The organism is Pantoea sp. SOD02 (assembly GCF_024707505.1).
GTDB lineage: Bacteria > Pseudomonadota > Gammaproteobacteria > Enterobacterales > Enterobacteriaceae > Pantoea > Pantoea symbiotica.
In genome coordinates this window covers 1,864,252-1,878,866 of record NZ_CP102604.1, presented here as the reverse complement: position 1 = coordinate 1,878,866, position 14,615 = coordinate 1,864,252, and the positions used below count along the sequence as shown (strand labels likewise).

Annotated in this window: 15 protein-coding genes; 10 read left to right on the top strand and 5 right to left on the bottom strand. The window is 56.3% G+C overall.

Going from position 1 to position 14,615, the window contains the following annotated elements:
- Positions 1 to 19 precede the first annotated feature (19 nt).
- From yjfF to ytfQ, 4 genes are read right to left on the bottom strand one after another with little or no spacing between them, the layout of a single operon-like run.
- On the bottom strand, positions 20 to 1,006 hold the full coding sequence (gene yjfF / locus NR302_RS08805) for a galactofuranose ABC transporter, permease protein YjfF (protein WP_154194186.1): 987 nt from the start codon (positions 1,004 to 1,006) through the stop codon (positions 20 to 22).
- Complete coding sequence (gene ytfT, locus NR302_RS08800; RefSeq protein ID WP_008110246.1) at positions 1,003 to 2,019, bottom strand: galactofuranose ABC transporter, ATP-binding protein YtfT; 1,017 nt, start codon at positions 2,017 to 2,019, stop codon at positions 1,003 to 1,005. The genes yjfF and ytfT overlap by 4 nt, the downstream gene beginning before the upstream one ends.
- Positions 2,012 to 3,532: a sugar ABC transporter ATP-binding protein gene (locus tag NR302_RS08795; RefSeq protein ID WP_258145010.1), complete on the bottom strand. Its 1,521-nt coding sequence runs from the start codon at positions 3,530 to 3,532 to the stop codon at positions 2,012 to 2,014. Before NR302_RS08795 ends, ytfT begins: the two co-directional genes overlap by 8 nt.
- A gap of 56 nt (positions 3,533 to 3,588) precedes the next feature.
- Positions 3,589 to 4,545, bottom strand: a complete 957-nt coding sequence (gene ytfQ / locus NR302_RS08790) for a galactofuranose ABC transporter, galactofuranose-binding protein YtfQ (RefSeq protein WP_008110249.1) — start codon at positions 4,543 to 4,545, stop codon at positions 3,589 to 3,591.
- A gap of 674 nt (positions 4,546 to 5,219) precedes the next feature.
- Here ytfQ and ydgT point away from each other — a divergent pair.
- The 10 genes from ydgT to NR302_RS08740 all read left to right on the top strand — a co-directional run bounded on the left by ydgT (position 5,220) and on the right by NR302_RS08740 (position 13,435).
- Positions 5,220 to 5,435 (top strand): transcription modulator YdgT, encoded by a 216-nt coding sequence (gene ydgT, locus NR302_RS08785; protein ID WP_036650139.1) that lies wholly within the window; start codon positions 5,220 to 5,222, stop codon positions 5,433 to 5,435.
- Between the two features lie 110 nt (positions 5,436 to 5,545).
- Positions 5,546 to 5,989 carry a DUF2569 domain-containing protein gene (locus NR302_RS08780; RefSeq protein ID WP_258145009.1) on the top strand — a complete coding sequence of 148 codons (444 nt, stop codon included), beginning with the start codon at positions 5,546 to 5,548 and terminating at the stop codon, positions 5,987 to 5,989.
- A 123-nt stretch (positions 5,990 to 6,112) separates the two neighbouring features.
- Positions 6,113 to 6,694 (top strand): electron transport complex subunit RsxA, encoded by a 582-nt coding sequence (gene rsxA / locus NR302_RS08775; protein WP_008110256.1) that lies wholly within the window; start codon positions 6,113 to 6,115, stop codon positions 6,692 to 6,694.
- Positions 6,694 to 7,275 carry an electron transport complex subunit RsxB gene (gene rsxB / locus NR302_RS08770; RefSeq protein ID WP_008110257.1) on the top strand — a complete coding sequence of 194 codons (582 nt, stop codon included), beginning with the start codon at positions 6,694 to 6,696 and terminating at the stop codon, positions 7,273 to 7,275. The genes rsxA and rsxB overlap by 1 nt, the downstream gene beginning before the upstream one ends.
- Positions 7,268 to 9,457, top strand: a complete 2,190-nt coding sequence (rsxC, locus tag NR302_RS08765) for an electron transport complex subunit RsxC (RefSeq protein WP_258145008.1) — start codon at positions 7,268 to 7,270, stop codon at positions 9,455 to 9,457. The genes rsxB and rsxC overlap by 8 nt, the downstream gene beginning before the upstream one ends.
- Positions 9,458 to 10,516 carry an electron transport complex subunit RsxD gene (gene rsxD / locus NR302_RS08760; protein ID WP_258145007.1) on the top strand — a complete coding sequence of 353 codons (1,059 nt, stop codon included), beginning with the start codon at positions 9,458 to 9,460 and terminating at the stop codon, positions 10,514 to 10,516.
- A 2-nt stretch (positions 10,517 to 10,518) separates the two neighbouring features.
- Positions 10,519 to 11,154: an electron transport complex subunit RsxG gene (gene rsxG, locus NR302_RS08755; RefSeq protein WP_008110260.1), complete on the top strand. Its 636-nt coding sequence runs from the start codon at positions 10,519 to 10,521 to the stop codon at positions 11,152 to 11,154.
- On the top strand, positions 11,147 to 11,848 hold the full coding sequence (locus NR302_RS08750; RefSeq protein ID WP_008110261.1) for an electron transport complex subunit E: 702 nt from the start codon (positions 11,147 to 11,149) through the stop codon (positions 11,846 to 11,848). Before rsxG ends, NR302_RS08750 begins: the two co-directional genes overlap by 8 nt.
- Complete coding sequence (nth, locus tag NR302_RS08745) at positions 11,845 to 12,480, top strand: endonuclease III (RefSeq protein ID WP_256696349.1); 636 nt, start codon at positions 11,845 to 11,847, stop codon at positions 12,478 to 12,480. Before NR302_RS08750 ends, nth begins: the two co-directional genes overlap by 4 nt.
- A 118-nt stretch (positions 12,481 to 12,598) precedes the next feature.
- Complete coding sequence (locus NR302_RS08740; protein ID WP_258145174.1) at positions 12,599 to 13,435, top strand: zinc-dependent alcohol dehydrogenase family protein; 837 nt, start codon at positions 12,599 to 12,601, stop codon at positions 13,433 to 13,435.
- Positions 13,436 to 13,467: 32 nt separating this feature from the next.
- Here the strand turns inward: NR302_RS08740 and NR302_RS08735 are convergent, their stop codons facing one another.
- Positions 13,468 to 14,157, bottom strand: coding sequence for a CTP synthase (locus tag NR302_RS08735; RefSeq protein WP_258145006.1), 690 nt, complete (start codon positions 14,155 to 14,157; stop codon positions 13,468 to 13,470).
- Between the last annotated feature and the right edge of the window lie 458 nt (positions 14,158 to 14,615).

Here is a 14,615-nt window from a genome sequence, read left to right as displayed (position 1 = left end):
AAATGGCCACCCTACAAAACTACGAGGTTAATCTTTTGACAGGTGCGTTCTGCTGGCGATCCCACATAACCGTTAACAGGCGTTGCAGCGCGATAAAGGCGAACAGCAGAATGCCGATGGCGATCTTGGTCCACCATGAACTCAAGGTACCGTCGAAGTTAATCCAGGTCTGAATCAATCCCTGAATCAACACGCCGAACAGCGTGCCCAACACCGTGCCGACGCCGCCGGACAACAACGTCCCGCCAATCACCACCGAGGCAATCGCGTCCAGTTCCACACCCAATCCCGCCAGCGCATAACCCGCCGAGGTATAAATCGAGAACACAATGCCCGCCAGCGTCGCCAGCGTGGTCGACAACATATAAATCTTAATGGTGGTCGCACGCGTGGACACGCCCATCAGCTGCGCCGAAGTCAGGCTGCCGCCAATCGCATATACCTGATTACCAAAACGCGTGCGGTGCGCCAGAATAATGCCGCCCAGCACCACCACCAGCATAATCAGCGCCAGCAAGCTCAAACGCCCGCCGCCGGGGATCTTCCACGCCAGACTCGACAGCGTGGTATAGAGCGGATGATCGATAGGAATCGAATTCTCCGACACCAGATAGCTGCAGCCGCGCAGGAAAAACATCCCCGCCAGCGTAATGATAAAGGCCGGGATTTTCAGCGCATCGATCAACCAGCCCATCATCGCGCCAAACAGCGCGCCCATCGCCAGCACCAGCGCAAACGCCAGAATTGGATCGAGATGATAATCGCCAATAACCCGCGCGAGGAACACACCGCTAAAGGCGATCACCGCGCCCACCGACAGATCAATCCCGCCGGACAAAATCACGAACGTCATTCCCACGGCAATAATGCCGAGGAAGGCATTATCGGTAAGGATATTGCAGATCACGCGCGTTGAGGCGAAGCCGGGAAATTGACTCAGGCAAAACAGATAACCCGCCACAAACACCAGCAGCGTGATCATCAAGGGCAGATGACGTTTAATCATTTCGGGCGTCTCCGTTTCAACATGGCAATAAAGCGTGGCGACTGCAGCAGCAGCACGCACATCACCACCACCGCTTTCACTACCTGATTGAGTTCAGGCTGGAAGCCGGACAGCAAAATGCCGGTATTCATCGACTGAATAATCAACGCGCCAATCAGCGACAGCACCAGATTAAAGCGTCCGCCCATCAGCGAGGCACCGCCAATCACCACCGCCAGAATCGCATCCAGCTCGAGCCACAAACCGGCGTTATTGGCATCGGCCCCACGGATATCTGCCGCGACGATCATGCCCGCCACCGCCGCACACATGCCGCTAATCACATAGGTCGACATCACCACCAGCCAGCCATTCACACCGGCATTGCGCGCCGCGCGCAGGTTGATACCCACCGCTTCGATAAACAGTCCGAGCGCGGTTTTGCGCGTCAACAACCACACCACTAACGCCACCAGCAGCGTAATCCATACCGGCACCGGCAACAGCCACAGCGAACCGCTACCAAACCACGCCAGGCTATCGCTGTTGAAGGTGACGATTTGCCCCTGCGTAATCAACTGCGCCACGCCACGTCCCGCCACCATCAAGATCAAGGTGGCGACAAACGGCTGAATTTTTAGTAGCGCCACCAAAATGCCATTCCACAAACCGCAGGCCAGACCGGTACCGAGCGTCACCAGAATGATGAACGGCAAACTGTGTCCCGCCACCGTCAACGTTGCCGCCGTCGCGCCTGCAATTGCCATCACCGCGCCCACCGACAGATCGATGCCGCCGGTGGCAATCACCAGCGTCATGCCGATCGCCAGCAGCGCCACCGGAGCGGCGCGATTGAGAATATCAATCGGACTGCCGAACAAACGGCCATCCTGAATGTGAATGGCAAAAAAGTTATTCGCCACCAGGCTATCCACCAGCAGCACCAGAATCAGCGCCACAATCTGCGGCATGCCCGGCGGCAGCTTCGGCTTACGCCGTTCGGGTTTGTCATGTGTCATAGGGGATTCAAGCATATTGTGCTCCTCCGTCAGCGATGGCGTTGACGATCGCGGCCACCGACAGCTGCTCCAGCGGGATTTCGGCCACCTGCTTCAAATCGCGCATAATCAACACGCGATCGGCATAGCCCACCAGTTCTTCGAGTTCAGAGGAGATAACCAGCAGCGCCAATCCGTCGGCGCACAGGGTTTCAATTAAGCGAATGATCTCGGCGTGCGCGCCCACATCGATGCCGCGCGTTGGCTCGTCGAGGATCAGGAATTGTGGTTTGGTCACCAGCCAGCGCGACAGCAGCACCTTTTGCTGGTTGCCGCCGGACAACAGCTCAACCGGCTGATCGGCATGCGGCGTGCGAATGCCAAGGCTCTTGATAAAGCGCTCGGCGATCTCCTGCTGCTCACGACGCTTAATCGGTCGCAGCCAGCCGCGCTGTGCCTGCAATGCCAGAATGATATTTTCGCGTACCGATGCGCCACCAATGATGCCGTCGGTTTTACGATCTTCCGGACAGAACCCCATACCAAGGCGCGAGGCCTTCGCGGGCGTGCGGATGTTCTGCACTTTGCCCTTGATAGTTGCAGTCCCGCGATCGGCGCGGCGGATACCAAACAGCACTTCGGCGGTTTCGGTACGACCGGAACCGAGCAATCCGGCCAGGCCTACCACTTCCCCCGGACGCACCTGCAGGTTGAACGGTTCAATGGTGCCCTTCTTGCCGTAATCTTCAAACGACACCACCGGCTGATTGCTGCGCAGCGTGCTGCCCTGACGCTGCAAAGCGGTTTCCAGCAACTCGCGTCCCAACATCAGCTTAATCAGTTCAATCTGCGGCAACGTGGCGGTATCGCGCGTGGCAATAAACTGGCCGTTACGCAGCACGGTGATGCGATCGGTAATGCGGTAAACCTGGTCGAGAAAGTGGGTCACAAAAATCAGGCTCATCCCTTTGGCTTTCAGCTGCGCCATCAGGGTAAACAGCATCTCGACTTCGTTGGCATCAAGGCTGGCGGTCGGTTCATCGAGGATTAGCACCTGCGCGGAGAGATCGACCGCGCGGCAAATCGCAATGATCTGCTGCATCGCCACCGAGTAATGGCCCAGCGGACGCGTCACGTCGAGCACGAAGCCGTAATTGCGCATCAGCGCATCTGCATCGCGCACCATGCGCTTGCGATCGATCATGCCAAAGCGACGCGGCTCGCGGCCAATGTACAAATTATCCGCCACCGACATATTCGGCAGCAGATTCACTTCCTGATAAACGGTGCCAATGCCCATCTCCTGCGCATCAGCAGTATTGTGCGGCGTAATCGCCTTGCCATTCAGGGTTACGGTGCCGGCATCGCGGGTGTAAACGCCGGTCAGGACTTTAATCAGCGTAGATTTGCCCGCGCCATTTTCGCCCAGCAGCGCCATGATCTCGCCCTTGCGGATGCTGAACGAAACATTATCCAGCGCCTTCACGCCGGGAAAGCCTTTACTGACGCCGCTGATGGTCAGCAGTGCGGTTTCATCGGAGGTGCTCATCGGGTTCTACCTCGCCTTACGTCATCAAAAACCGCCCCGAAGGGCGGTTGCGGGGATCAGTAACCCATGCCTTTTTTGGTATCGAGCTGTGCCTGCGCGGAGTCCGGCAGATACAGTTTCGATTCTGTTTTGATGATTTTCGGCGGCATCGTGCCGTCTTTCTTGAATTTCTCCAGCGCGTCAAATGCCGGCCCCGCCATGTTTGGCGTCAGCTCCACGTTGGCATTGGCTTCACCGGCCAGCATCGCTTTGTAGATATCGGGCACGCCGTCAATCGAACCGGTCAGGATATCTTTACCTGGTTTGAGGCCGGCTTCTTTGATCGCCTGAATGGCACCGATCGCCATATCATCGTTATGCGCGTAAACCATGCAGATGTTCTTGCCGTTGTTTTCCGCCTTGATGAAACTCTCCATCACCTCTTTACCTTTGCTGCGGGTAAAGTCACCGGACTGCGAGCGAATCACTTTGATGTTGTCGTGTCCCGCGATGGCTTCGGCGAAGCCTTTCTTACGGTCAATCGCTACGCTGGCGCCAACGGTGCCTTGCAGCTCGACGACGTTACATTTTTTGTCCGCAACAGTTTTCACCAGCCAGTCACCAATCAACTTGCCTTCCAGCACGTTGTCAGCAGTGACCACCGCCATGTACAGCGATTTGTCTTTCACCACGATGGCGCGGTCGAGTAAGAACACCGGAATTTTGGCATCTTTGGCTTCTTCCAGTACCGGCTCCCATCCCGTTTGCACCACCGGCGCAATGAAGATGGCATCAACGCCCTGCGCAATGAACGAGCGCACCGCTTTGATTTGGTTCTCTTGTTTCTGTTGGCCATCGGCGATTTTCAGTGTGATGCCGCGCTTTTGCGCTTCACTTTTTGCCACATTGGTTTCTGCTGAACGCCAGCCAGATTCCGAGCCAACCTGTGAGAAGCCTACCGTCATATCAGCAGCCAACACCGACGTACTCAGTGCCGAGCTCACCATGGCGGTCAAGAGTAAACGTTTCCACATAATTTCATTCCTCTGAAGGGAGTGTGTTGTAGGGGTACAAAACGCGAATTAAGCCTGGCTGAAAAGCGCGTAAACAAGCGCGACTTACTTCACAAATCAGAGTGAATTAAAGGAGTTACGCGAACGAGCAAGGCTTTAAGGAGAGTGCCGTTATGGACAAAATGCCTGCTAATTATTGCGCAGGTGGTTAAATAAATGTAATAAACAGAATCGGTTATGTTTCTCACTACTGGAAACGATTACAGCGGGTACGTAAAGAATGGTTATTGACTGTCCGGACAATCAATTATTGGTTTTGTGACTGCTCGCACAGATTGTGAGTGCTGGTTTCATGGCGTGTGCATAAATTTGCCGACCAGTCGCGAATAATTAGCGGATTCGTCAGCAGCACGATCGGAAATAACTATTATAGAGACGGATAAATAATGGCTAACCAGTATGGATTAATTAGTGTGAGATTTTCTCACATACCCGCTAATTACCGGCCTGAATTTGCCTTAAATCGCTTTTCAAATACGCGTTTAAAACGTTTAAAAGGCAAAAAAGTGTCGTTTCATGAGCGAATTAGCGCATGTTGTCTGAATTTTGTATTTTTTTACAAGTCGCGTATGGACTCTCGCTGCGTGCTCCCTATACTTGGGCACTTCCGAGTACTTTATATTTAAATGGCAATCATGACTGCGTTAGATTACCTGCTGAAATTCCGCAAAGTGAATAATCTCGATAGTCTGGAAAAACTCTACGACCATCTTAATTATTCGCTGACTGATGATAATGAGATCATCAATATGTATCGCGCTGCCGACCATCGACGTGCTGAACTGGTCTCTGGCGGACGTCTGTTCGACATGGGCCGCGTGCCTAAAACCGTCTGGCGTTACGTGATCTAATTGATTTATCCCCTCTTTATCTGCGCTCTTGCGTTGTCCAGGTCGGGCGTGCCCCGTTTGGACATGATACGCTCTGCATCGCCCTCTTTTCTGCAAACAGGATCTTCCCGATGACCGAACAGGTGTTCCCGCCGCGTATCGCTGGCTGGTTATTGCTGCCGCTGGCGTGGCTGATCATGACCATGCTGACCAGCGCGCTGGTAGTGGCGATGTATTTGAGCCCGCTGTTCAATCCCGAATTGCGTACTACGCTGTTTTCAGACGGCGGCATTTTGCTCACGCAATGGTCGATCTCACTGCTGACCGCCGCAGTGGTTTGGCTTTACAGCATGTGGGTGTGCTGGATTTTCTGTAAACGTTCGCGTCGCTTACCGCGCCACTACATTCTGTGGCTGTTGATGACGATTTTGCTGGCGTTAAAAACCTTTGCCTTCACGCCCGTTGCCGACGGCAAGGCGATTCAGACGTTGCTGCTGTCGCTGTTGGCTGCGGCGGTGTTTGTGCCCTATTTCAAACGCTCTCAACGCGTTAAACAGACGTTTATCCAGCCATAATGATGTGAGTTTCGTCAGCAATTTAATTCTGAGTGCTCTCAACGACCACACAAACCCGGTGAAGGTTGAGATGCACCTCTCAATTCCGGATAATAGACGCCTTTCGGCTTCCCAGGTTAAAAAATGACCGATTACTTACTTCTCTTTATTGGCACAGTGCTGGTGAACAACTTCGTGTTGGTCAAATTCCTCGGCCTTTGTCCCTTTATGGGCGTGTCAAAAAAACTGGAAACGGCCATCGGCATGGGACTTGCCACCACTTTCGTGATCACGCTGGCGGCGATCTGCGCCTGGCTGGTGAACCACCTGATTCTGGTGCCGCTCGATCTGGTTTACCTGCGTACCCTCGCCTACATCCTGGTGATTGCTGTTGTCGTGCAGTTCACCGAAATGGTGGTGCGCAAAACCAGTCCATCACTTTATCGCCTGCTGGGTATCTTTTTGCCGCTGATCACCACCAACTGTGCGGTGCTGGGCGTGCCACTCTTAAGCGTTAATTTGAATCACACCTTCCTGCAAGCGGCGCTGTACGGCTTCAGCGCGTCACTTGGCTTCTCGCTGGTGATGGTGCTGTTTGCGGGTATGCGCGAGCGTCTGGTGCTGGCGAATGTTCCTGCACCGTTTAAAGGCAACTCGATTGCGCTGATCACCGCTGGTTTGATGGCGCTGGCCTTTATGGGCTTCACCGGGCTGGTGAAATTCTAATGACCGCGATTTGGATTGCGATTGTCGCGCTTGCTGCTTTGGGCCTGGTGTTTGGTGCCCTGCTCGGTTACGCCTCGCGTCGCTTCGAGGTGGAAGAAGATCCGATTGTTGAACAGATCGATGAGATTTTACCGCAGAGCCAGTGTGGGCAGTGCGGCTATCCCGGCTGTCGTCCGTATGCCGATGCGGTAGGTAATAACGGCGAAGCCATCAATAAATGCGCGCCTGGCGGCGAGCAGACCATGCTCAAACTGGCCGCGCTGCTCAACGTTGAACCGCAACCGCTCGACGGCGGCGCAGAAGTGCTGGAGCCGATACGTACCGTGGCGTGGATCGATGAAGAGAACTGCATCGGCTGCACCAAATGTATTCAGGCTTGCCCGGTGGACGCCATCGTCGGTGCCACGCGCGCCATGCACACCGTGCTGAGCGACGTCTGCACCGGCTGCGATCTCTGCGTTGCGCCTTGCCCGACCGACTGCATTGAGATGCGCCCGGTTGCCACCACCACGGCCAACTGGAAGTGGAATCTCGACACCATTCCTGTACGGGTGATCCCGGTAGAAACAACCCATGCTTAATTTGTTCAACCTGTTCCGCAAAGAGAAGCTGTGGGATTTTCAGGGCGGCATTCATCCGCCGGAAATGAAAACACAGTCCAACGGCACGCCGCTGAGTCAGTTACCGCTGCCTGAGCGCTTTATCATTCCGTTAAAACAGCATATCGGCCATGAAGGCGAGATTTGCGTGGCGCCCGGCGACAAAGTGTTACGCGGTCAGCCGCTGACCTTTGGCGGCGGACGCATGCTGCCGGTACACGCTCCGACATCCGGCACTATCGAAGAGATTGCGCCACACATGACGGCGCACCCTTCTGGCCTCTCAGAGCTGTGCATTTTCCTGCGTGCCGACGGCGAAGATCGCTGGACGACACTCGATCCGCAGCCCGATTACCGCGCCCTGTCGCGTGAAGAGGCCGTAAAACGCATTCACGATGCCGGCATTGCCGGTTTAGGCGGCGCGGGCTTCCCGACCGCCACCAAACTGCGCGGCGGCCTGCGCGGCGTCAAAACCCTGATCATCAACGCCGCCGAGTGCGAGCCTTACATCACCGCCGATGACCGTTTAATGCAGGATTGTGCCGCCGAAGTGCTGGAAGGCTGCCGCATTCTGGCGTGGGTGTTGCAGGCGGAACGCGTGCTGATCGGCGTTGAAGATAACAAACCTGAAGCCATTGCTGCGCTGAAGCAGGCATTGGGTGGCGATCGTGAATTGCAGATTCGCGTCATCCCCACCAAGTATCCTTCTGGCGGCGCGAAGCAGCTGACGCAGATTCTTACCGGTCTCGAAGTGCCACACGGCGGACGCTCCACCGATATCGGTGTGTTGATGCAGAACGTCGGCACTGCATGGGCGGTAAAACGCGCCATCGTTGACGGCGAACCAATCACCGAACGCGTGGTGACGCTGACCGGCGAAGCGCTGGCGCGCCCACGCAATGTCTGGGGACGTCTCGGTACGCCGGTGAGTCACCTGCTGCAGCATGCCGGTTTTACGCCGGGATCGCGCCAGATGGTGATCATGGGCGGTCCGCTGATGGGCTTTACCCTGCCGTCGCTCAACGTGCCGCTGGTGAAAATCTCCAACTGTATTCTGGCGCCGTCCGCCAGCGAAATGGGCAACGATCAGGAAGAACAATCCTGTATCCGCTGCAGCGCCTGCGCTGATGCTTGTCCGGCCAAGCTGCTGCCGCAGCAGCTGTTCTGGTACAGCCAGGGTGGCGATCACGAAAAAGCGCGCGCGCACAATATTGATGACTGCATTGAGTGTGGTGCCTGCGCTTACGTTTGCCCAAGTAACATTCCGCTGGTGCAATATTATCGCCAGGAGAAGGCTGAACTGCGCGCCATCGACCTCGAAGCGAAACGCACCGCCGAAGCGAAAGCGCGTTTTGAAGCGCGTCTGGCACGTCTGGAGCGCGAAAAACAGGCGCGTGAAGCGCGTCATGAAAACGCCAAACAGCGCGTGGCGCGCAGCGACCAGGGTGAACGGGACGCTGCCGTGGCACGTGTGAAAGCGCGTCAGGAAAAAACGCCGGAGCAGGATGCTGCAGAGCGCGAAGCGCGTCACGCGCAAGCCTTAGCGCAGCAGGCCGAGAAGCAAGCTGAAACTCAGGCGCTGAGTCGCCAGTCTGGCGATCCGCGTAAAGCGGCGGTGGAAGCGGCAATTGCGCGTGCGAAGGCGAAGAAAGCCGGCGCACCTGCGGCTGAGGTAGCGCCTGCCGCTGAACCGGTAGCTGAAGTCGATCCGCGCAAAGCTGCCGTTGAAGCGGCGATTGCTCGTGCGAAAGCGAAGAAAGCCGCCGCTGCCGCTGAACCTGCACCTGCCGAGCCGCCAGCTGACGCGCCTGCTGCTGAAATCGATCCACGCAAAGCTGCCGTTGAAGCAGCGATTGCCCGCGCGAAAGCGAAGAAAGCCGCCGCTGCCGCACAACCTGCTGAACCAGCGCCAGTCGAGCCGCCAGCTGACGCTCCTGCTGCTGAAGTCGATCCGCGCAAAGCTGCCGTTGAAGCGGCAATAGCGCGCGCTAAAGCCAAAAAAGCCGCTGCGGCGGCTGCGCAGCAGACTGAAGCCACATCTCCTGAAGTGGAGGCTGCTGCCTCTCCTGACTCCGCCGACCCACGCAAAGCGGCAATTGCCGCTGCGGTCGCCCGTGCCAAAGCGCGTAAAGCGCAGCAGCAGCCTTCTACGACTGAGGATTAAATGGCTTTTCGTATCGCAAGTTCTCCCTATACCCACAACCGCCGCAGCACCGGCAATATCATGCTGCTGGTGGTGTTGGCCGCGCTGCCGGGCATGGCAGCACAATGGTATTTCTTTGGCGTGGGTTTTTTAATTCAGGTTTTGCTGGCAACCGCCACCGCGTGGGCCACCGAAGGGGCGATTCTGCGCCTGCGCAAAACGCCGGTGGTTCCGACGTTATCCGATAACTCCGCCCTGCTCACCGCCTTGTTGCTCGGCATTAGCCTGCCGCCGCTTGCGCCGTGGTGGTTGGTGGTATTGGGTACCATTTTCGCCATCGTCATCGCCAAACAGCTGTACGGCGGTTTGGGGCAAAACCCGTTTAACCCGGCGATGGTGGGTTACGTGGTGCTGCTGATCTCTTTCCCAGTGCAGATGACCAGCTGGCTGCCGCCCGATAGTTTGCAGGCGATCAAACCTGGCCTGCTGGATTCGCTCAGCATGATCTTCACCCATCACACGCTGGCCGGTGAAACCATGCAGCAGCTGCAACTCGGCGTTGATGGCGTCAGCCAGGCAACGCCGCTCGATACCTTTAAAACCGGTCTGCGTGCCGGACACTCCGCCGATCAGTTGCTGGCGCAGCCGATTTACAGCGGCGTGTTAGCCGGTCTCGGCTGGCAGTGGATTAACCTCGGTTATCTGCTGGGCGGCGCGCTGCTGCTGGCGAAAAATGCCATCCGCTGGCACATTCCGGTCAGTTTCCTCGTCTCGCTGGCATTCTGCGCCACGCTGGGCTGGCTGTTCTCGCCGGAGTCGCTTAACTCACCGCTGATTCACCTGTTCTCCGGTGCCACCATGCTTGGCGCGTTCTTTATTGCCACCGATCCGGTAACGGCATCGACCACCAATCGCGGACGCCTGATTTACGGTGCGCTGATTGGTTTGCTGGTGTGGCTGATTCGCAGCTTTGGCGGCTATCCAGACGGCGTCGCCTTCGCGGTATTGCTGGCCAATATTTGTGTGCCGCTGATTGATTACTACACCCAGCCGCGCGTTTACGGCCATCGCAAGGACTGAAGATGATCGAAGCTATTCGTAAAAATGCGGTGACGCTGGCGGCGTTTGCGGTGATCACTACCGGCGTGACGGCGGTGGTTAACTATGTCACCAAACCGACGGTGGAGCATCAGACCGCACTGCAACAGAAAAATCTGTTAGATCAGGTGGTGCCGACCGATCTGTACGACAATCACATCCAGCAAGAGTGTTATCTGGTGACCGATGCGGTGGCGCTGGGCAATGGTAAACCGCATCATCTCTATTTAGCGCGTAAAGGCGATCAGCCAGTTGCGGCGGCGCTTGAGACCACCGCGCCAGACGGCTATTCTGGGGCGATTCAGATGTTGGTCGGGGCCGATTTCCACGGCAAAGTGCTGGGCGTGCGCGTGGTTGAGCATCATGAAACGCCGGGCCTTGGCGATAAAATCGAACTGCGTATTTCAGACTGGATCAACAGCTTCAATGGCAAAGTGATCCACGGCGCTGATGACAAAAATTTTGCAGTGAAAAAAGACGGCGGTGAATTCGACCAATTTACCGGCGCAACCATTACGCCACGTGCGGTGGTAAATGCCACTAAGCGCACCGCGCTGCTGATTGAAACACTGCCAGCGAAGTTATCTTCGCTGCCTGAATGTGGAGATGCAAATGAGTGAAGCCAAGAATTTACTGGTCGGCGGCCTGTGGAAAAATAACTCCGCGCTGGTGCAGCTGCTCGGCCTGTGTCCGCTGCTGGCGGTCACCTCAACCGCCACGAATGCCCTCGGCTTAGGCCTGGCGACCACGCTGGTGCTGACCATCACCAACAGCGCAATTTCTGCTTCACGTCGTTGGGTGCCGGCTGAAATCCGTATCCCGATTTACGTGATGATCATCGCCTCGGTGGTGAGCTGCGTGCAGATGCTGATCAACGCCTACGCATATGGTTTGTATCAGTCGCTCGGCATCTTTATCCCGCTGATCGTCACCAACTGCATCGTGGTGGGTCGCGCCGAAGCGGTCGCCTCGAAGAGCAGCATTCCGCTCTCCGCGCTGGATGGTTTTGCCATCGGTATGGGCGCAACCTGCGCGATGGTGACGCTGGGTTCGATTCGTGAACTGATTGGCAGCGGCACACTGTTTAACGGTGCGGATCAGTTGCTGGGGCCGTGGGCCAAAGCGCTGCGTATTGAAGTGGTGCATTTTGATTCCCCCATGCTGCTGGCGATGCTGCCACCGGGCGCCTTTATCGGCCTCGGCATGCTGCTGGCGGCGAAATACCTGATCGATCAGAAGATGAAACAGCGTGCGGCCACACGTGCGGCGGCGCCTGAAGCCGAGCCGCAAGGCGCAACCGGGAAAGCGGTGTGAATAAAGAGAAACGCGCGCAAATCCTGACGCGCCTGCGTGATGAGAATCCGCATCCAACCACAGAACTGAATTTCAGCTCGCCGTTTGAGCTGCTGATTGCGGTGTTACTCTCCGCGCAAGCCACCGACGTTAGCGTCAACAAAGCCACCGCGAAGCTCTATCCGGTGGCGAATACGCCAGCAACCATTCTGGCGCTCGGCGTGGATGGCGTGAAGGAGTACATCAAAACCATCGGGCTGTTTAACAGCAAGGCGGAGAATGTCATCAAGACCTGCCGCATTCTGTTGGAACAGCACAGCGGCGAAGTGCCGGAAGATCGTGCGGCACTGGAAGCGCTGCCGGGCGTCGGGCGCAAAACCGCCAACGTGGTGCTTAATACCGCTTTTGGCTGGCCGACGATTGCTGTCGATACGCATATTTTCCGCGTCAGCAATCGCACCCGCTTCGCGCCGGGTAAGAATGTAGAAGAAGTGGAAGACAAACTGCTGAAAGTGGTGCCGGCGGCGTTTAAAGTCGATTGCCATCACTGGCTGATTCTGCACGGTCGCTATACCTGCGTGGCGCGCAAACCGCGCTGCGGATCCTGTCTGATCGAAGATTTGTGTGAATTCGACGCCAAAACCGAACTCTGAGTCGCTGCCGATAAGCAATCTCGCCCTCGCTTATCGGCAGTTTGGCGATCCTGCCAGCGTACTTACGCTCGAATCCTCTACTTTAGCGCCCTGCACGGCTGGCCTGCTGCGCGTGGCGATGCAGTTTGCTCCTATTAATGCTTCCGATCTGATTCCGATTACCGGCGCCTATCGCCATCGCGTCTCGCCGCCGGTCATCGCTGGCTATGAGGGCGTCGGTACGGTGATGGCTGCTCCGCCTGCGTTTAGCCATTTGCTCGGTCAGCGCGTGCTGCCGCTGCGAGGCGCGGGCACCTGGCAACGTTATGTCGATTGCGATCCGCTGATTGCGGTGCCGGTTCCGCCCGACATCAGCACTACGCTGGCGGCGCGCGCTTATATCAATCCACTGGCGGCCTTGCTGATGCTCAAACAGTGGTCGCCAGCCGGTAAACGCGTGTTGATCACCGCAGGCGGTTCCGCTTGTGCCCTGTTACTGGCGCAGTGGGCGCGACAGATGGGCGCGAGCAGCATCGCCGCGATTCATCGTGCGCCGCAGCATGGCGCACGCTTGCAGCAATTGAGCATCGTTGCGCTGGCTGAAACGCAGCGGGCCGAAATTGCTGCTGCAGCGCAGCAGTGCGATCTGGTATTTGATGCCGTGGGCGGCGAAATCGGCCAGTTGATTTGGCAATCATTATCTCCCGACGCTGAATTCATTGCTTATGGCGTGCTGAGCGGCAAGCCGGTGCGAGTTAATGCGCCACGTCCGGCGCTGCACTGGTTCCACGTTCGGCATACGCTGGAGGATTTAGCGCATCAGGATTGGCAACGGTTGTTCAGTGAGCTCTGGCCGCTGTTGCGTGCCAGTGAGTGTGGCGAGGTGGAGATTTTCCCGCTGGCGAACTGGCGGGATGCTATTCAGTGCTATCACCAATCGGGGCGGGAGCGTAAGCCGTTGTTGCAAATCAGTTGAAAGCGGTCGCCATGAATGGCGACCCTACGTATTTAAACTGCGGCGGCCTGCAGCCACGCGACTACCAGCGGCGAAAGCCGGTTTTGTAACGCTGCACGTTCGGACTGGAACAAGGTAGCCACAAAGAACGGGTGATCGGTCAATTCAATGCCGCGCACGTCGCCGTCCAAATCCCAGGAAGTGATCTGCAGATTCTGTGTCGCTAGCGCTTCGCTGAACTCAGGGTTGACGCCAAAGTTGCAGTGGTAACCCTCATCGCTCTGCAATGCGCCGTAAGCCTTTGCAATACGTGAACCCGGCTGGAAGGTGACGCTTCCGCGCTGTTCCACCAGTGAACAGGCCAGCGGCGCAATCACCCAACGACCGCTGGGATCGGTTTCCGCATGCGCCGCATCTTCCCAGCCCAGCACATTGCGCGCGTACTCCACGATGGCGTACTGGAATCCGCCACACGAACCTAAAAATGGCTTACCGCTTTCCCGCGCCCAGCGAAGAGTGGCAAACACGCCCGCGTCATTGAGATAAGGACTGCCCGGTACCAGCCAAATCGCCTGGTAATCATTGAGGTTGTGCTGGTCGAGCTCGAGAGTGGCAATCCAGCCGGCGCTAACGTTAAGGGAAAGGGTTTTTGCAGCGAGTTGTACGGCGGGAGGAATGGCTTGATGCGCAACGGCATCAGCACGGTAATCGCCAATCAGGGCAACACGAATCGACTTCATCATGACTACGTCCTTTCAGGGAAAAAAGGAGGTTACAGCAAAGTTAACGCGCTGTCTAAACGCCTTAAATGCCGTTTTTTGCGCCTTTCGTTTCTACGCATTGCGCTTATGGCGACCTGTTTATCTGGCAAATAATGGACACAATCGCGCTAATATTCGTCAGATATCAGCTACGCAAACGTTTTCTTCTTTTACCTTGCTAATTAATTCACGGTTTTGTGCGCAGGATCAACTAATTAGCGTTCTGGAATCTTTTGACTGCTTATTACGCTCACCAATCAAGCTGTTGTGCTTATATTCTGCACAACAGCAATAATAATCTCTGTATAATTTATGAACTTTAGCGTTATATTCCAACAATGTCTCTCTGAGCAGTTTATATCAGGAAAATGATCTTCCAGATCTGCATTTCACCTGTTTATCCTGATACAATGCCACGCAGCGAGATTTAACACTGATTT